The organism is Bacillus sp. UMB0893 (genome assembly GCF_002858905.1).
GTDB lineage: Bacteria > Bacillota > Bacilli > Bacillales > Bacillaceae > Bacillus_P.
In genome coordinates, this window is sequence record NZ_PKLB01000007.1 from 67,665 (window position 1) to 85,625 (window position 17,961).

The following is a 17,961-nucleotide window of genomic DNA, read 5'->3' on the forward strand; positions in this document are numbered from 1 at the left end:
ATCAATGAACCATCCCACCTACATTTCATATGATAAGGAAAAGGGCGTTCTGACGGCAGGAGGGTAAGGGATGCGGCTAGAGCGATTGAACTATAACAAAATCAAAATCTTCTTAACTATAGACGATCTGATGGACAGAGGTCTTACGAAAGAAGACTTATGGAAAGATTCTCTAAAAGTGCACCAGCTTTTTCGGGAAATGATGGATGAAGCAAGTGAGGAATTAGGGTTTGAAGCAATCGGTCCAATTGCTGTAGAAGTATACTCTCTTCAAGCTCAGGGGATGGTCATTATCGTGACGAAAAACCATGAGGAAGAAGAGGTTGATGAAGATTACGCAGACGATTACATTGAGATGCAGGTCAGTCTCGATCAAAGCTATGATATTATCTTTGAATTTGAGGATTTTGAAGACATCATTCAATTATCGAATGCACTCTGCCATCAAGGGATAAAAGAAGGAGCCGTGTATTCTTATCAGAATAGATTTTACTTCATGCTTGATGAACATCAGCCGATTGAAATCGATTCACTAGTCTCTATCCTTGCGGAGTATGGAAATCCATCCATGATCTCCATTCATTGGCTGCAGGAATATGGAAAATGCTTAATACCAGAACAGGCAATCGAACAGCTTTATCATTATTATTGGAGTAAAAATAAATAGCAGACTATAGCCCACAGTGATAGTGACTGTGGGTTTTTTTGTGAAAATGAAAACTTGGCCAAGGGTTCAAAAAGCTTTCGGCGAGTTACTGCTCAGGGGTACTAAAGTATATTTGGTTCGCAAACCAATATCTTAGCAATCCCAGCAAAATTGTGACCTGATTGGTGCCCTAGAAATGAAATAAGCGAAGTCCATGACCTTTATCCAAATCCCGTTTTAATAAAATACGGCTCCACTAAAAAAGGCACATTAATTTCTTCGAAAATGTTTTTATAAAATTCGCTATTTTCTCACTATATTCCCTGAATTTCATCCAGTTATATCCATTAAAACCACTTCGTTGAAATCGCTTACAAAAATGATTTTGTTTTTGCAGTATTTCTGATTTTTCTACTTTGCAGAAAACATTTGAAGGTGTATACTATGTCATGAAAGGTGGACATTTCCACACAACTGAAAAGACAGTAGGAGGTTTACTCGAATGGTAGCCGAAAAAAGCACCGATCATAAACATGAAAAGCATGATGTGTTGAAATCAACACAAACGGTGATACATAAAGCCCTAGAGAAACTAGGATACCCTGAAGAAGTTTATGAACTATTAAAAGAACCGCTGAGAATGATGACGGTAAAAATACCTGTACGAATGGATGATGGTTCAGTCAAAATCTTTACTGGCTACCGTGCCCAGCACAATGATGCTGTTGGTCCTACAAAAGGCGGAATTCGTTTTCATCCGGGTGTAACCGAAACTGAAGTTAAAGCGCTATCAATATGGATGAGTTTAAAATGCGGTATCGTTGATTTGCCATATGGCGGAGGAAAAGGCGGTATTGTCTGCGATCCCCGTGATATGTCGTTCCGTGAATTAGAACGTCTGAGCCGAGGATACGTAAGGGCAATCAGCCAAATTGTTGGGCCAACAAAAGATATCCCTGCACCTGATGTCTTCACCAACTCGCAAATTATGGCTTGGATGATGGATGAGTACAGCAGAATAGATGAATTTAACTCTCCTGGTTTTATTACAGGAAAACCGCTTGTACTTGGCGGTTCACATGGACGTGAGTCGGCTACTGCAAAAGGTGTTACGATTTGTATTTATGAAGCAGCAAAGAAAAAGGGCATTGATATTAAAGGAGCCCGTGTCGTAGTTCAGGGATTTGGAAATGCAGGAAGCTACCTGGCTAAATTTATGCATGATGCAGGAGCAAAGGTTATCGGTATTTCAGATGCATATGGCGGTCTTCATGATCCAAATGGCCTTGATATTGATTACTTGCTTGATCGACGCGACAGCTTTGGAACAGTAACGAAGCTATTTAACGATACAATTTCAAATAAAGAACTGCTCGAACTGGATTGTGATATTTTAGTTCCTGCAGCGATCGAAAACCAAATCACGGAAGAAAATGCTCATTTAATCCGTGCAAGCATTGTGGTAGAAGCTGCTAATGGCCCTACAACGCTAGAAGGTACTCAAATCTTGACAGATCGCGGCATTCTCTTAGTACCTGACGTATTAGCAAGTGCTGGAGGCGTAACGGTTTCTTATTTTGAGTGGGTCCAAAACAATCAAGGTTACTACTGGACGGAAGAAGAAGTGGAAGAAAAGCTTGAAAAAGTGATGGTTAAATCATTTAATAACATTTATGAAGCTGCACAAACACGCCGTGTAGATATGCGTTTGGCTGCCTACATGGTCGGAGTGCGTAAAATGGCCGAAGCATCTCGTTTCAGAGGCTGGATCTAAACCAAATATTTGCATCACATCTTAAAATCTCCTATCATTACCGATAGGAGATTTTTTTGTACTTATGTTTTTTGATACAGGAGTGAACGTTTTGAAAAAGGAAGATGTTATTATCATTGGAGGCGGACCCTGCGGTTTAGCAGCAGCCATAGCTCTAAAGGAAAAAGGGATAACTCCGCTCGTTATTGAAAAAGGAAACATTGTAAATGCTATTTATCATTACCCCACCCATCAGACGTTTTTCAGTTCCAGTGAAAAGCTTGAGATTGGCGGTATTCCATTCATAACTGAAAATAGAAAACCTCATCGTAATCAAGCTCTCTCTTATTATCGTGAAGTTGTAAAGAGAAGCAGACTGAGAATTAATGCTTTTGAAAAAGTAACAGAAGTTGTCAAACAAGACGCAGGTTTTATTGTAAGTACAACGAAAGATAAGTACCATTCGAATTACGTAGTCATTGCAACGGGTTATTACGATCACCCGAATTACATGAATATCCCCGGGGAAGATTTGCCGAAGGTATTTCATTATTTTAAAGAAGGTCATCCGTTTTTTGACAAAGATGTTGCGGTTGTTGGAGGCAAAAACTCAAGTGTGGATGCAGCGCTTGAACTTGTAAATGCAGGCGCGCGTGTAACAGTCATTTATAGAGGTGCAGAGTATTCACCTAGCGTGAAGCCCTGGATATTGCCTGAATTTGATGCACTTGTCCGCAATGGAACGATTAAAATGGAGTTTAACTCTTTATTAAAAGACATTAGAGAAGATTCCATTACCTATGAAATCGACTGCAATGAAGAAAGAACGATAAAAAACGATTTTGTTTTTGCGATGACTGGCTATCATCCAGATCACTCTTTTTTATCAAAAATGGGTGTAGCAATAGATGAAACTTCAGGGAGACCGGCTTTTTCAGCTGAAACAATGGAAACGAATGTAGAAGGAATCTATATTGCCGGTGTGATTGCAGCTGGAAACAATGCCAATGAAATTTTTATTGAGAATGGGCGATTTCATGGCGGAATACTTGCCGATCATATTCAAGGGAAAAAAGAATAAGGATATGAACAAAAGCTAAAGGCGCTGTAGCGGAACCTTGGTAATTACATTTCAATAATTCCCTGATTTCCAAAGAAAAAGACATCATCGCTCCGATGATGTCTTTTAACAGTTTCAATATGAAAAGATTGCCTGCAATTCCTGATCATCCTGAGTTGTTTCAAGTGCAATCATCAGCTTTAGTCTAGCTTTTTGTCCATTCAAACCATTGCTGAAAATAACTCCGCTGTCTTTTAGCGTTTTTCCGCCGCCTTCGTAGGAATAGACATCTTGAACAATTCCATTAAAGCATCTTGATACGATGATAATTTTTACCCCTGAGCTAATTAATCTCTTCAATGCAGGCATCATTTTGGGCGGCAAATTGCCTTGGCCGAGAGCCTCGATTACAAGTCCATCCAGTTTTAATCCTTCAATTGCATTCAAAATTGCTTCATCCATGCCCGCATAGGCTTTTAACAGTAAAACTTGCTTCGTAAGTTCTTTTACCTCAAGGAAGGTTCTGTTAACAGGCTTATGATGAAAGGCTACTCCTCTTTTGTTCACAATGCCGATCGGTCCATACTGAGGACTTTGGAAGGTCGCCACATTGCTGGTATGGGTTTTAGTGGTATTTTGTGCCGAGTGCACCTCATCGTTCATTACGACAAGCACTCCCATGGAAGCCGCTTGATCTGAAGCGGCAACTTGTATAGAGGAGACAAGATTATACAGGCCGTCTGAACCAAGCTCATTGCTCGATCTCATTGCGCCGGTAATGACAACAGGAATATCAATGTTCAAAGTCAGATCAAGGAAATAAGCTGTTTCTTCGAGTGTATCAGTCCCGTGTGTTATAACAATGCCATCAATTTTATCCTTTTTACAGGCATTTACGATTGTTTCTTTTAATTGAAGCATTTCGATTGGTGTAATATGAGGCGAAGGAAGATAAAACAATTCCTTTGCCGTAATTATTAAATCGTTAAATTTCAATAAGTTATGAAGAAGAGGATTCGATTCTCCTTGTTTCACTTCCCCGGTTGTTTCATCTTCGCTCATTGATATGGTTCCGCCCGTGTGAATGACAAAAATATGTTTCATAAGTTCCTCCGTCTGTTAAAAAATCTTTTTCTCTGAAAAGTTCACGATTCATTTTCAATTTTACGATAACATGATACCATTAATAAATAGAAGAATTTAGAAGAAGGCTCATTTCTAAAGCATTGTTGTTTCACAATCGTATATAGAGCGTGTATCTGTTATGCAAGGACATTTAATTAGGAAAGAACACGAAATCCTATTATCTGATATGAATGAGCCTTAACACAAAAAGAACGAATCTTTGTGCACACAGAACTAGAAGAAAGAAGGCCTGTAGATGATTGCAATTATATCTGCCGGCATAGCCCCCGGTTTAGCTATTTTAAGCTATTTCTATTTAAAAGACCAGTATGATTCGGAGCCTTTTTATATGGTTTTCAGGTCGTTCGTTATTGGGGCATTGCTCGTTTTCCCTATTATGTTTATTCAGTATGTATTGGAAGCTGAAGGTGCTATTCCATCCAGTTTAGTGAATGCTTTTTTATCAAGCGGGCTGCTTGAAGAATTTTTTAAATGGTTTATTTTGTTTGTTACCATTTATCCACATGTACATTTTGACGAGCATTATGACGGGATTGTATATGGAGTATCACTTTCGCTTGGATTCGCCACTTTAGAAAATATTTTATATTTGCTTGCAAATGGTTTGGATTTTGCGATCGGACGTGCATTACTTCCTGTATCCAGTCATGCCCTATTTGGTGTGATCATGGGTTATTATCTTGGAAAAGGCAAATTTTCCAGTCCATCTGATAAAAAGAAATGGATTCTGTTTTCTTTGGCTATTCCGGTTCTTTTGCATGGATTATATGATTACATATTGATTTCACACGAACTTTGGCCATTTTTTATGGTGCCTTTTATGTTCTTTTTATGGTGGTTTGCTTTGCATAAAGCGAAAAAAGCAAGAATTTTGAAACAGCCTGTATAAGTCTGAAAAGCAATCCTGAAAGAAGGGTTGCTTTTTATTATATAGAGAACTTCTAAATCATGTTGTATAAAATGCCATTTACTACAAAAAATACTTTGTAAGGAAAACCATCAAGTATGAGGAGGCAGCAGCATGCAGAAATATCGTTTCATTTGGATGACGGCAGGTGCAGTACTTATTGCCCTCGTTTTTCATATGACAATTTTAAATCAAAATGAAGCACATGCGTTCTCGAATCAAGTGATTCAAAAAGGCGCTGTTGGCGATGATGTTGTTGAACTGCAGTCAAGATTGCAATACAACGGGTATTATAACGGTTCTATCGATGGAGTTTATGGCTGGAGTACTTACTGGGCGGTCCGCAACTTTCAATATGAGTTTGGCTTAAAGGAAATTGACGGCCTGGTCGGTGAGTCAACAAAGCAAAAATTGACGCAGACTACGAAATACTATCGGGATTTTGTTCATAAACAGCTTAATTCTGGTAAGGACTTTACTCATTATGGAGGAGTTCCTCTAAGCAAACAAAGCTCTCCTTCGAAAGAATTTAAAGCAAAAATGAAAGCTGCGAAAGGCGGCAAGGGTGGAGCAGGCGGGAATCAGCAGCAAGCTGCTCAAAAAAAACAGCCTCAAAAACAACAAACACAGCCTAAACAACAGGCAGCACCTCAAAAGAAAGCAGCGCCTAAACCGAAATCAAAAGCAAAAGCAAAAACAACTGCAGTAAATATGCCTGAAGGCTTTTCTCAAAATGATATTCAGCTTATGGCAAATGCGGTGTATGGTGAGGCGCGCGGAGAACCTTATATCGGCCAAGTTGCAGTGGCAGCAGTTATCTTAAACCGTGTGAACAGTCCGGTGTTCCCTAATACTGTTTCAGGTGTCATTTTTGAACCAGGAGCTTTTACTGCTGTAGCAGATGGACAAATCTGGCTGACTCCTAATGAAACTGCGAAAAAGGCTGTCATGGATGCCATTAACGGCTGGGATCCTACAGAAGAAGCCGAGTATTATTTCAATCCGAATACAGCGACAAGTGCCTGGATTTGGGGACGCCCTCAAATTAAGCAAATCGGTAAGCACATATTCTGTAATTAAGAGGTGAAAGCAAATGATCAGAGGTATATTGATTGCCATTTTGACAATAGGTATTGTCGGAACAGCTTATTGGGGCTACAAAGAGCATCAAGAGAAAAATGCAGTACTGATACACGCAGAAAATAATTATCAGCGAGCATTTCATGATTTAACGTATCAGGTTGATCAGCTTAATGATAAAATAGGCGCCACTCTGGCGATGAATTCTAAAAAATCACTCTCTCCTGGACTTGTAGATGTTTGGAGAATTACGTCTGAAGCCCAATCTGATGTCGGGCAGCTTCCACTGACACTTCTGCCTTTTAATAAAACAGAAGAATTTCTGGCAAGTATTGCAGATTTCAGTTACCGAACAGCTGTCAGAGATTTAGATAAGGAACCATTATCAGATAAAGAATATGCAACACTAAAGCAGCTTTATACGAAATCTGAAGATATTCAGAAAGAACTTCGAAATGTACAGCATCTTGTCATTGATAATAATCTGAGATGGATGGATGTTGAACTTGCTCTTGCAGCAGGTGAAAAACAAATGGACAACACGATAATCAACGGATTTAAGACGGTAGAAAAAAATGTGAATGCATATTCAGAAACAGATTTTGATCCATCGTTTACTTCGGTCAAAAAATCAGAAGAGGGCTTTAATCACCTACAAGGAAAAACAGTGACAGAAAAAGAAGTTCCTCAAATTATTAAAAAGTTTGTTCCAAGTGCAGCCGGCAATATGAAAATCACTCCTAGCGGAAAAGGATCGCGATTAGAATTTTACAGTGTTGAAGTAAATGATCCTAAACATAAATCAAATGTATTTTTGGATATTACCAAAAAAGGAGGATACCCGATCTGGCTAATACAAGAACGTGAAGTTAAAGATCAAAAAATAAGCCTGAATGATGCATCAAATAATGCAGCAAAGTTTTTAAAGGACCAGGGTTTTGAAGATTTAGTTCTGTACGAAAGTGCTCAATTTGAGAATATAGGTATTTTCTCATTTGTCTCGGTTTATGAAAATGTGAGGCTGTACCCAGATGCTATAAGGATGAAGGTTGCTCTTGATGACGGGAAAGTTATTGGATTTTCAGCAAGAGATTATCTGGCTTCACACCGTAAACGTGAAATTCCAAATGCCGGGCTGACACTTGCAGAGGCTAAAGGATTTGTAAATCCTAACCTGCTGGTTCAAGAAGACAGACTCGCAATCATTACAAATGAACTCGGTGAAGAGATTCTCTGCTATGAATTCTTAGGAACGATGGAAAATGATACTTACCGGATTTTCGTTAATGCAGATGATGGGTCAGAGGAAAAGGTTGAAAAGCTTGATAACTCAGAGCCAATCTATCAGGAAATTTAATGAAAAAAGAAAGGAAAAGGTGAAATACTCTTTTCCTTTTTTTTTGAGAAAAAGTATTAAATTTTGTGCATTGATGGCGAGCGGAATCGCCCAACTCGCTCGGCCAGAACAAATCCGCAGGAAAATTCAAACCCGGACTTTTCTGCCGGATTCTTATCTGTCATGCTTGCGCTAAACGGGCGCTTGCGCTTTTCTTATATTCCATGATTTAATGAAAGAGTAGAGTCCGAACAAGAGAGTGTGATCGTATGCTGAATATTGGAGATAGTTTAATTTTTGAGTTAAAAGACGATCAAGCGTCAAAATTAAAATGCAAAGCAGTCGACCTAAAGAACCAGGTATTATATACTGATTATCCAGTATATGAAAAGAATGGGAAAACAGCTTTTCTGCTGAATGGGACTCATTTGAAAGCTTCTTTTGTAGGAAACGATCAAAATGCTTATCTTTTTCATACGGAAGTGCTGGGGCGCTGTAAAGAAAAAATTCCGATGCTGACTTTTAAAATGCCGGAAGCACATGAACTGATCCGAATACAAAGAAGAGAGTACGTTAGAATCGAAACTGCGATAGATGTAGCTCTTCATTCCGCAAGTCAGCGATTTCAGCCATTTGTTACTACGACAATAGATATTAGTGCTGGCGGAGCAGCAGTTAATCTGCCCGGTAAACAATCATTTGAACAAAATGAGGAAGTAACTGCTTGGTTTTCTCTTCCGTTTCAAAAAGGCACAATTGAATATGCGAAAATTAAAGCAAAAATGGTAAGGGTTATAAAAAGTGATAAAAAAGAAATGGCAACCCTTCAATTTCTTGATTTAACAGAAACCGATCGCAAAAAACTGCTTCAATTTTGTTTTGATCAGCAGCTGCTTCTAAAGAAAAAGGGAGCTTTTAGCGAATAATCAGGATCCTTTTGCATCATACTAGTAATAAAACCCTGGAGATGTATACAAGTATGCTGCGGTTTGAAAGAATTCTGATTAAAATGGTAATCATTCAGCTGGTGCTGCTAATTTGTGCTCAAGCTGCCCTTGGAATCCCAAGCTTGCAGCCTCACATTTCACGTGTGGTACAATATGAAGGTGTTAATAAGCTGACAATTAACGAATGGCTTGAAACATTTAAACAGTAAACTATGCAGGATAAGCAGACCTGCATTGTTTTTATTTCTGACCTAAAAATCATAACAACACAAAGAATTCCTGCAATATGTATCTAGGAAACTATCAAGGAGGAACTATGGATCATAATATTTCAATTGCAATTGATGGACCGGCAGCAGCTGGGAAAAGCACGGTTGCAAAAATCTTAGCTGAAGATTATTCATACGTTTATATTGACACAGGTGCGATGTACCGCGCTCTTACTTATAAAGCAATACAAAATAATGCTGATTTAGAAAACGAGGAACAGCTTAAAAAGATATTGTCTGCCACTAAAATTGAACTAGTTCCATGTGAAAATGGACAGCACGTTCTGATCAATGGGGAGAATGTCACGGAAGTAATCCGCACTCATGATGTTACAAACTCAGTATCAATCGTGGCAAAACATGCCTATGTCCGTGAAGAAATGGTAAAAAGACAGCGGGAAATGGCAAGAGGCGGAAGAGTCGTGATGGATGGCAGAGATATCGGTACACATGTTCTTCCAAATGCTGAAGTGAAAATATTTTTGAGAGCGTCAGTCCTCGAACGGGCTAAAAGACGGCATGATGAAAATCTCTCAAAAGGCTTTGAATCGGATCTTGAGCAATTGAAAATTGATATTGCAAGACGGGATAAACTGGATTCTGAAAGAGTAATTGCCCCGCTTAAAAAAGCAGATGATGCTGTTGAGATTGATACAACCTCTTTATCTATTAAGGGAGTAGTAGAGGAAATTAAGAAAATCGTTAAAGAGAGGCTTTGATGAAGATGACATTTTATCAATTTGCAAAAGGCGTTGTTGCTGCCGTTTTTTTTCCTCTTTATCGGATTGAAGTGAAAGGAAAAGAACATTTCCCTAAAGATGGCGCTGTTTTATTATGTTCGAATCACATTGATAATTTAGATCCTCCCACTGTGGGTATTTCAGCGCCGCGGCAAGTGCATTTTATGGCAAAAGAAGAATTGTTTCGGGTCCCTGTATTAGGGGGTATAGTCAGAAAAGTAGGTTCGTTTCCTGTCAAGAGAGGAATGAGTGACCGTGAAGCTTTAAGAAAAGGATTAAACGTACTGAAAGATGGAGGAGTTCTCGGTTTATTTCCAGAAGGTACGAGAAGCAAAGATGGAAAGCTTGGCAAAGGCCTTGCAGGAGCCGGCTTTTTCGCCCTTAGGTCAGATGCATTAGTCGTTCCATGTGCAGTTATAGGCACTTATAAGCCTTTCAATAAAGTAAGAGTATATTTCGGTGAACCTATTAACCTGGATTCATTAAGGGAAAGAAAAGCAACAGCTGAAGAGGCAACAGAATTTATCATGTCAAAAATTGCTGAACTTCTCGAAAAACATCAATCATAAAAGTCTTTGTACTTGACAAAATGTAACATTTATTAGAAGTTAATAAAAAGAGTATTTTCACTTTATTCTAAAAAAAGTGATTTCATACATATCCAACTAAGTCGTAGGTTGTGACCAAGGAGGTAATTGGAATGGTTGAAGACATGAATGATGTAGAAGTAAAAACACCAGAAGTAGGCGACGTCCTGAAAGGGATTGTTACCAAAGTGGAAGACAAACAGGTAATTGTTGAAATTGAAAACGTGAAACACACTGGAATAATTCCTATCAGTGAACTTTCCAGCTTGCACGTTGAAAAAGCTTCTGATGTTGTAAGTGAAAATGAAGAACTTCAATTAAAAGTGACAAAAGTCGAGGATGAGGCTCTTATCCTTTCAAAAAGAGCAATTGATGCAGATCTTGCCTGGGGTCAGCTGCAAGCTAAATTTGAATCAAAAGAAGTGTTTGAAGCTGAAGTAAAGGATGTTGTAAAGGGCGGGCTAGTCGTTGATCTTGGCGTGAGAGGCTTCATACCAGCATCTCTAGTGGAATCTCACTTTGTGGAAGATTTTTCAGATTATAAAGGAAAATCGTTATCTCTTATGGTAGTGGAAATTGACCGTGAGAAAAATCGTGTCATCCTCTCTCATCGTGCAGTTGTCGAAAAAGAACAAGGTGAGAAGAAACAGCAGCGATTAGAAATGATCAAAGCAGGAGAGGTGCTCGAAGGAACAGTTCAGCGTTTAACAGATTTCGGCGCCTTTGTTGATATTGGCGGCATTGACGGACTTGTACACATTTCTCAGCTGTCGCATAACCATGTAGATAAACCTTCTGAGGTTGTTGAAGAAGGCCAAAAAGTACAAGTAAAAGTGTTATCCATTGATCGTGATAACGAAAGAATTTCACTGTCCATTAAAGAAACGCTTCCTGGACCTTGGGAAAACATCACAGATAAAGTTAAAGCTGGTGATGTAGTGGATGGTACAGTGAAAAGACTCGTATCTTTTGGTGCCTTTGTCGAAATCCTTCCAGGAGTAGAAGGACTTGTCCATATTTCCCAAATCTCAAACAAGCATATTGGAACACCCCATGAGGTTCTTTCTGAGAATGAAGAAGTAAAAGTTAAGGTGCTCGATGTAAATGAAAACGAACAGCGCATTTCGCTAAGCATAAGAGAGATAGAAGGCCCTTCAAAAGCTGATGAAGAGGATTACCGAAATTATCAGGCGAAAGAAGAATCTTCTGGTTTTCAATTAGGCGATTTGATTGGCGATAAATTAAATAAATTGAAATAAATGGTGATGACAGTGAGCAGAGCTAAGAGAAAGATTGACCATATCCAACATGCCTTAAAAACAGGACAGCTTAGAGAAAACGGATTTGACGATATCATGTTTTTGCACCAAAGCCTGCCTGATACAGCTGTTCATCACATTGACCTGAATTCTAAAATTGGCGAACTTGTTCTAAGTTCGCCAATTTTTATCAATGCAATGACTGGCGGCGGCGGAGATGAAACCGTCAAAATTAATGAAGCACTGGCATCTGCTGCAGCAGAATGCGGGATACCGCTCGCTGTAGGCTCACAAATGTCAGCGATTCGTGATGAGAGTGAACGGCCGTCATATGAGATCGTAAGAAAAGTGAATCAAAAAGGTATTTTATTCGCAAATCTCGGCAGCGAGGCAACAGCAGATCAAGCTAAAGCTGCCATTGAAATGATAGAAGCAAATGCGATTCAAATTCATCTGAATGTTGTACAGGAATTGGTCATGCCAGAAGGTGATCGTAACTTTAAAGGAGCTCTTGAGAGAATTTCAGACATTGTAGAGGCTGCGGAGGTTCCTGTTATCGTTAAAGAAGTCGGATTTGGCATGAACCGTGAAGCTGCCAAATCACTGCAGGAAATCGGTGTTGCTGCGATAGATGTTGGAGGTTTTGGCGGAACGAACTTTGCCAAAATTGAAAACGAACGCAGAAATAGAATCTTATCCTATTTTAACGACTGGGGAATTCCTACTGCAGTATCGATTGCTGAGCTCTCACAATCAGTAAAAGACGTCTCCATTCTTGGTTCTGGCGGAATTCAAAACGCGATGGATGCAGCAAAAGCGATTGCACTGGGAGCTTCTGGAGCAGGTATGGCTGGTTTTTTCCTTAAGATTTTAATTGAAGAGGGATATGATGCTCTCATCAGTGAAATAAAAAGCTTAGTAGATGATCTAAAAATGATTATGACAGCGCTTGGGGCTAATGATATCAGGCAATTGCAAAGTGCTCCATTGATTTTATCAGGTCAAACGCATCATATATTAAATGAACGTAATATTCATACAAAATCGTTCAGTAATCGAATGATACAAAAGTAAAACGGCAAGGACCCTACCTGCAATTGTTATTATAAGGAAAGCGATATTATAAGAAGAGAGCGCTAAACTATAATGATAAATGTAAATAAGTCTGTTCAGGAAAAACAGCAATCTATTCGAACAAGCCAATAATAAAAAGAAGTCCGCGCCTTTTCCCAGGGATGCGAACTTCTTTTTTATTGGGCAGAAATTGACTGCCCAGCCGTCTTTTATTTATTCCTCGACCTTGACTCCTCAGGGCTTTCGAGTGAAGTTGCTCCTTTATAATTTAGCGATTGATCGCGATCTGACTCTACGCGTTTACTTTCTTTCAGCTTTTTTTCTTGACGGTCACGTCCCATTTTATATCCCTCCTTTTCCTGTTTTTATTATTTCTCAAGCTGCAGCACTTCATGAGTTTAATTTTTATCTGTGTCCTGGATTAAAGAACATTAAATCCAGCCATAATGATAAAAATAGGAGTGGTAATGGTGGAACATGTTATTTTTTATTGGATCATGTGGGCGGCTTGGATCGTCGCAGCTTTTTTTATGAAAAAATCAACAGGCAGAACGATAATATCCCTGATTATTTTGCTGTGCATCGGTTTGGTTGACCTTTTTATTGAGTTTGATTCGTTTTATATACGGGCAGCGTTTTTATTAATAATAAGCACAGGCTATTATTTAGCAGCTAAAAATGAACGTAAGGTATATTTTTTCCTCTCTGTCATGGCACTTACTAGCGCTTATGCCGGAATTCATTTATTTGAGATCTATGATCCCGTGTGGTTTCTGATTGACAGGAGTGCGGTTATTACTGGGCTATTGGGTATGCTTTCCATATATTTAGGGAAAAGTATGGCGGAACGTTTAGGCATATTTATTCTCTCGATGAGCCAGGGCGAATTTTTATTCTGGGTGATATTAGGGAAATTTCATCAAGGGTTAACAATCGGAACTTCTGATTATTTAAATATGGCTGCAGCAGGGTTTGCAATTATTTGTGTTTGGACTTATCTGGGATCAACTACGGCAGCATTTAATCAGCATGTTCAGAAATCTGCAAAGGGGAATGGGGCATAAGATGAATGAATATACTTTTCCAATCCTATTTGGAGTAGCCTTCGGTGTTATTTCAAGACTTTATATGCTGCGAACGGATTACCGGCAGTACCCTACATACCTGCATGGAAAAATAATTCATGTTGCACTTGGATTTATTGCTGCAGGTCTTGGGACTATCGCGATTCCTGCCATTATGGAGGAAGAGTTTACGGCTATTACGTTTTTGACACTTGCAGCTTCTCAGTTCAGAGAAGTACGAAATATGGAAAGAAATACTTTGGCAGAACTGGATGGCTATGAGCTGGTTCCTCGTGGAAGTACATATATTGAGGGGATTGCTGTGGCGTTCGAAAGCAGAAATTATCTTGTTATTTTTACATCTCTTGTGACTACATTCGCGTATTTAGTAGTGAATGTATGGGCAGCTATAGCAGTTGGTGTGATTTGCCTCATCATTGCAAAAAAATTAATGGCTGGAAGCAAATTGAAGGATATCGTTCATATTGAATATAAACAGCCCCATTTTGATGGCGCCGGTTTATATATCGATAACATATATATTATGAATATCGGAATTCCATCAAAGCAAGAGTCTGTTTTGAAATATGGGATGGGTTTTATTCTGACTCCAAAAAATTATAATGCGAAAACGACCATTGCAAATCTTGGACAGAGACAGGCCATACTTCACGATGTATCGACAGCTCTTGGGGTACACCGTGATTCTGGAGAGCCATCATTAGTGCCTCTTGCAAAACGTGATTTGGATGATGGCAGAGTTGGGGTCTTTGTTCTTCCTCAAGGCGGGGATATTGAACTTGCGAAAACTGTCATAGGGGAAGTTCCGACACTTGAAAATGCCATCAGGATGCCAAGTGAGTCAAAGGCAAATAAAAAAGGCAGGTCAAATAAGTGAAAACATCACTCGAAAAATATATTCTTGCAGCTATAACGACAAGCCCTGAAAAAGTAGCAGGAGGAACGGCTGTATTTATTGTGAAAACAAAAGAAGAAATGGATTTTTACGCTAGAAATCTTGAAGCGATTCTCGACGGAATTGCACATGGAATTGGCGAAGATCTTTATATTATTGTAAAGCATTGAGTTGTGAAACATGCTAATCTCTGCTAATATATAAAAGTTAAGCCCTTCCCTGTTAATATGAGAAGGGTTTCTTTCATGAAAAGGGAAAGCTTATAATGTAAGATATAAACTTATATGTTGCCCGCATTAAAATACATGGCTCTTTTCGTAAATTTAGCTGCTTTTAGAAAAAATGGATAAAACCTATAGTGGATTGTAGCGGAAGGCACTTGACCCCTGCGGGAAATAGAGGCTCCCAACCCTCCCCGCGGAAAGCAAGTGCCTGCAGCGGAAATCCACGGGTGAAATTTATACTAAAAACATAAAAAATGCGAAAACAGTCAAATACATAAACCTGTAAGCTGAAAGGAAAGATAGCATATGGCAAAACCGATAATAGCGATCGTTGGCCGTCCGAATGTCGGGAAATCGACAATTTTTAATCGAATCGTAGGCGAGCGTGTTTCAATCGTTGAAGATATACCAGGAGTTACTAGAGACCGAATATACAGTTCCGGAGAATGGCTGAACTATCAATTTAACGTGATTGATACGGGAGGAATTGATATTGGAGATGAGCCGTTTTTAGCTCAAATTCGCCAGCAGGCTGAAATTGCGATTGATGAAGCTGATGTTATTGTTTTTTTGACAAATGGACGCGAGGGCGTGACAGCTGCAGATGAAGAAGTCGCTAAAATTCTTTACCGCAGCAAAAAACCAGTAGTACTTGCCGTTAACAAAGTGGACAATCCTGAAATGAGAGCAAGTATATATGATTTCTATGCACTTGGATTTGGAGAGCCATACCCGATTTCTGGATCTCATGGACTTGGTCTTGGTGATTTGCTCGATGCCGTTGCTGAGCATTTTAAAAATATCGTGACAGAAGATTATGACGATGAAACAATTAAATTTAGTTTAATTGGACGCCCGAATGTAGGGAAGTCATCGCTTGTCAATGCCCTGCTCGGGGAAGAACGTGTTATTGTGAGCAACATTGCAGGCACGACACGTGACGCTGTTGACACAAGCTATCGCTATGAAGGACAAGATTTTGTCATTATCGATACGGCTGGAATGAGAAAAAAAGGGAAGGTATACGAGTCAACTGAAAAATACAGTGTTCTCCGCGCCCTTAAAGCAATTGACCGTTCTGATGTAGTTCTTGTTGTCATAGATGGTGAAGAAGGAATTATTGAACAGGACAAAAAAATTGCCGGTTACGCTCATGAAGCTGGACGTGCTGTTGTAATTGTCGTTAATAAATGGGATGCCGTTGAAAAAGACGAAAAAACAATGAAGGATTTTGAAACGAATATTAGAGATCATTTCTTGTTTTTAGATTACGCACCAATTGTTTTCTTATCGGCAAAAACAACGCGCAGAATCCATACCCTGATGCCAAAAATTATTACAGCAAGTGAAAATCATGCACTCCGTGTTCAAACTACCGTCCTTAACGATGTGATTATGGATGCGGTGGCAATGAATCCGACTCCAACAGATAAAGGGAAGAGATTAAAGATTTATTATGCGACACAGGTTGCAGTTAAACCGCCGGCATTCGCCATCTTCGTAAATGAACCTGAATTGATGCATTTTTCATATGAACGATTTTTACAAAACCGAATCCGTGATGCATTCGGCTTTGAAGGCACACCAATTAAAATCTTTCCAAGAGCAAGAAAATAATAGGGGTGAATAGATATGGAACGTATTGCAGTTCTTGGTGCAGGAAGCTGGGGCACAGCACTGAGCATCGTACTTGCGGATAATAACCATGAAGTAAGGCTCTGGGGGCACCGGACGGAATTAATTCAGCAGATCAATGAATCTCATCGTAATCATAAATATTTGCCGGATGTGGAATTATCTGATGCAATTAGAGGCTATACGGATTTGGCGGAAGCTTTAAATGATGTAAAAATTGCTGTCCTTGCTGTTCCGACAAAGGCAATAAGAGAAGTTCTGCAAGAGGTCATCAAAGTAATTGATCAGCCGATTACGGTAGTTCATGTCAGTAAAGGAATTGAACCAGATTCCCTTCTTCGCATTTCCGAAATCATTAAAGATGAAATGCCTGAAAGACTGCTTGAGGATGTTGTAGTCCTATCAGGTCCAAGTCATGCCGAAGAGGTAAGCTTAAGACAGCCGACAACTGTAACATCGTCATCAGACAATCTTGAAGCAGCTGAACTTATTCAGGATTTATTCATGAACCATCATTTCAGGGTTTACACAAATCCAGATATGATTGGTGTTGAAATAGGCGGGGCATTAAAGAACATCATTGCGCTTGCTGCTGGAATTACGGATGGTTTAGGCTATGGAGATAACGCAAAAGCAGCACTTATCACAAGAGGACTCGCTGAAATTGCCCGCCTTGGCAGCATAATGGGGGGAAACCCGCTGACATTCTCAGGATTAACTGGAATTGGCGACCTTATTGTAACTTGTACAAGTGTTCACTCAAGAAACTGGAGAGCTGGCAATCTGCTCGGAAAAGGCCAAAAACTTGAAGATGTGCTTGAAAATATGGGCATGGTCGTTGAAGGCGTTCGAACAACAAAGGCAGCCTACCAGCTTGCACAAAAATATGACGTAAAAATGCCTATCACGGCAGCCCTATATGATGTTTTATTTAATGATAAAGAAGTTGAGGATGCAGTTGATTCATTAATGGCACGAGTGAAAACACATGAGATGGAAGATCTTGTGAATATTAGTGAAAATCGCAGCTGAGTCGTGTGGCATAAGGTTTGGAGTGAGCATACTATAGGTTGAGTTTGTAAAAGAATAAGGATCTTACTCATGAAACGGACCACTAGGTGCAAATGCGTGAATCACACTTAGCATTGAATCATATACTTACATCTCCTCTTGGCTCCTGAATCGGCAGACTTTATCCGTGAAAATAGGCATTAGAGGATGCAAATGCTCTGAAATTCGCATAAAATGCATCGTAGTAAATTATGAGTTGTTCTAATCTTTTGGGTTCGATTAGTCTGCAGTAAAAATAGCTGGAGTA

The 17,961-nt window shown here is 39.4% G+C and carries 19 protein-coding genes; 17 read left to right on the forward strand and 2 right to left on the reverse strand.

Annotation, left to right across the window (positions count from 1 at the left end):
• Positions 1–70: 70 nt before the first annotated feature.
• The 3 genes from CYJ36_RS15785 to CYJ36_RS15795 all read left to right on the forward strand — a co-directional run bounded on the left by CYJ36_RS15785 (position 71) and on the right by CYJ36_RS15795 (position 3,480).
• Complete coding sequence (locus CYJ36_RS15785; protein ID WP_101568230.1) at positions 71–667, forward strand: genetic competence negative regulator; 597 nt, start codon at positions 71–73, stop codon at positions 665–667.
• 481 nt (positions 668–1,148) lie between these two features.
• Positions 1,149–2,420, forward strand: coding sequence for a Glu/Leu/Phe/Val family dehydrogenase (locus tag CYJ36_RS15790; protein ID WP_101568231.1), 1,272 nt, complete (start codon positions 1,149–1,151; stop codon positions 2,418–2,420).
• 91 nt (positions 2,421–2,511) lie between these two features.
• Complete coding sequence (locus CYJ36_RS15795) at positions 2,512–3,480, forward strand: YpdA family putative bacillithiol disulfide reductase (protein ID WP_101568480.1); 969 nt, start codon at positions 2,512–2,514, stop codon at positions 3,478–3,480.
• A gap of 114 nt (positions 3,481–3,594) precedes the next feature.
• Here CYJ36_RS15795 and CYJ36_RS15800 read toward each other — a convergent pair whose 3' ends face one another.
• Entirely contained in the window at positions 3,595–4,563 is a 969-nt protein-coding gene (locus CYJ36_RS15800) for an asparaginase (protein ID WP_101568232.1), read from the reverse strand.
• A gap of 277 nt (positions 4,564–4,840) precedes the next feature.
• Here CYJ36_RS15800 and prsW point away from each other — a divergent pair, with 277 nt between their 5' ends.
• The 9 genes from prsW (at position 4,841) to fni (ending at position 12,804) form a co-directional block, all read left to right on the forward strand.
• Positions 4,841–5,494: a glutamic-type intramembrane protease PrsW gene (prsW, locus tag CYJ36_RS15805; RefSeq protein ID WP_101568233.1), complete on the forward strand. Its 654-nt coding sequence runs from the start codon at positions 4,841–4,843 to the stop codon at positions 5,492–5,494.
• Positions 5,495–5,689: 195 nt separating this feature from the next.
• The gene (gene sleB / locus CYJ36_RS15810; protein ID WP_224773422.1) at positions 5,690–6,592 is read left to right on the forward strand and encodes a spore cortex-lytic enzyme; all 903 of its coding nucleotides are present in this window, start codon (positions 5,690–5,692) and stop codon (positions 6,590–6,592) included.
• Positions 6,593–6,605: 13 nt separating this feature from the next.
• The gene (gene ypeB, locus CYJ36_RS15815; RefSeq protein ID WP_101568234.1) at positions 6,606–7,949 is read left to right on the forward strand and encodes a germination protein YpeB; all 1,344 of its coding nucleotides are present in this window, start codon (positions 6,606–6,608) and stop codon (positions 7,947–7,949) included.
• A 248-nt stretch (positions 7,950–8,197) separates the two neighbouring features.
• Positions 8,198–8,854, forward strand: a complete 657-nt coding sequence (locus CYJ36_RS15820; protein ID WP_101568235.1) for a flagellar brake protein — start codon at positions 8,198–8,200, stop codon at positions 8,852–8,854.
• Between the two features lie 41 nt (positions 8,855–8,895).
• Positions 8,896–9,084, forward strand: coding sequence for a YpfB family protein (locus tag CYJ36_RS23730; protein WP_257962502.1), 189 nt, complete (start codon positions 8,896–8,898; stop codon positions 9,082–9,084).
• Between the two features lie 107 nt (positions 9,085–9,191).
• Positions 9,192–9,863 (forward strand): (d)CMP kinase, encoded by a 672-nt coding sequence (gene cmk / locus CYJ36_RS15825; protein WP_101568236.1) that lies wholly within the window; start codon positions 9,192–9,194, stop codon positions 9,861–9,863.
• Positions 9,864–9,868: 5 nt separating this feature from the next.
• Positions 9,869–10,453: a lysophospholipid acyltransferase family protein gene (locus tag CYJ36_RS15830; protein WP_101568482.1), complete on the forward strand. Its 585-nt coding sequence runs from the start codon at positions 9,869–9,871 to the stop codon at positions 10,451–10,453.
• A 131-nt stretch (positions 10,454–10,584) separates the two neighbouring features.
• Positions 10,585–11,730, forward strand: a complete 1,146-nt coding sequence (rpsA, locus tag CYJ36_RS15835) for a 30S ribosomal protein S1 (RefSeq protein WP_101568237.1) — start codon at positions 10,585–10,587, stop codon at positions 11,728–11,730.
• Positions 11,731–12,804 (forward strand): type 2 isopentenyl-diphosphate Delta-isomerase, encoded by a 1,074-nt coding sequence (gene fni, locus CYJ36_RS15840; RefSeq protein ID WP_308315326.1) that lies wholly within the window; start codon positions 11,731–11,733, stop codon positions 12,802–12,804.
• 209 nt (positions 12,805–13,013) lie between these two features.
• Here the strand turns inward: fni and CYJ36_RS15845 are convergent, their stop codons facing one another.
• The gene (locus CYJ36_RS15845) at positions 13,014–13,145 is read right to left on the reverse strand and encodes a YpzI family protein (protein WP_101568238.1); all 132 of its coding nucleotides are present in this window, start codon (positions 13,143–13,145) and stop codon (positions 13,014–13,016) included.
• 129 nt (positions 13,146–13,274) lie between these two features.
• Between CYJ36_RS15845 and CYJ36_RS15850 the strand changes: the two genes are divergently transcribed.
• From CYJ36_RS15850 to CYJ36_RS15870, 5 genes are all read left to right on the forward strand, one after another.
• Positions 13,275–13,868: a YphA family membrane protein gene (locus tag CYJ36_RS15850; protein ID WP_101568239.1), complete on the forward strand. Its 594-nt coding sequence runs from the start codon at positions 13,275–13,277 to the stop codon at positions 13,866–13,868.
• 1 nt (position 13,869) lies between these two features.
• Positions 13,870–14,766 (forward strand): YIEGIA family protein, encoded by an 897-nt coding sequence (locus CYJ36_RS15855; RefSeq protein ID WP_101568240.1) that lies wholly within the window; start codon positions 13,870–13,872, stop codon positions 14,764–14,766.
• Positions 14,763–14,954 (forward strand): capping complex subunit for YIEGIA, encoded by a 192-nt coding sequence (locus CYJ36_RS15860; protein ID WP_101568241.1) that lies wholly within the window; start codon positions 14,763–14,765, stop codon positions 14,952–14,954. The genes CYJ36_RS15855 and CYJ36_RS15860 overlap by 4 nt, the downstream gene beginning before the upstream one ends.
• Positions 14,955–15,314: 360 nt before the next feature.
• The gene (der, locus tag CYJ36_RS15865) at positions 15,315–16,625 is read left to right on the forward strand and encodes a ribosome biogenesis GTPase Der (RefSeq protein ID WP_101568242.1); all 1,311 of its coding nucleotides are present in this window, start codon (positions 15,315–15,317) and stop codon (positions 16,623–16,625) included.
• A gap of 15 nt (positions 16,626–16,640) precedes the next feature.
• A complete protein-coding gene (locus CYJ36_RS15870) occupies positions 16,641–17,675 on the forward strand; it encodes an NAD(P)H-dependent glycerol-3-phosphate dehydrogenase (RefSeq protein ID WP_101568243.1) in 1,035 nt (344 codons plus the stop codon).
• The last annotated feature ends 286 nt before the right edge of the window (positions 17,676–17,961 follow it).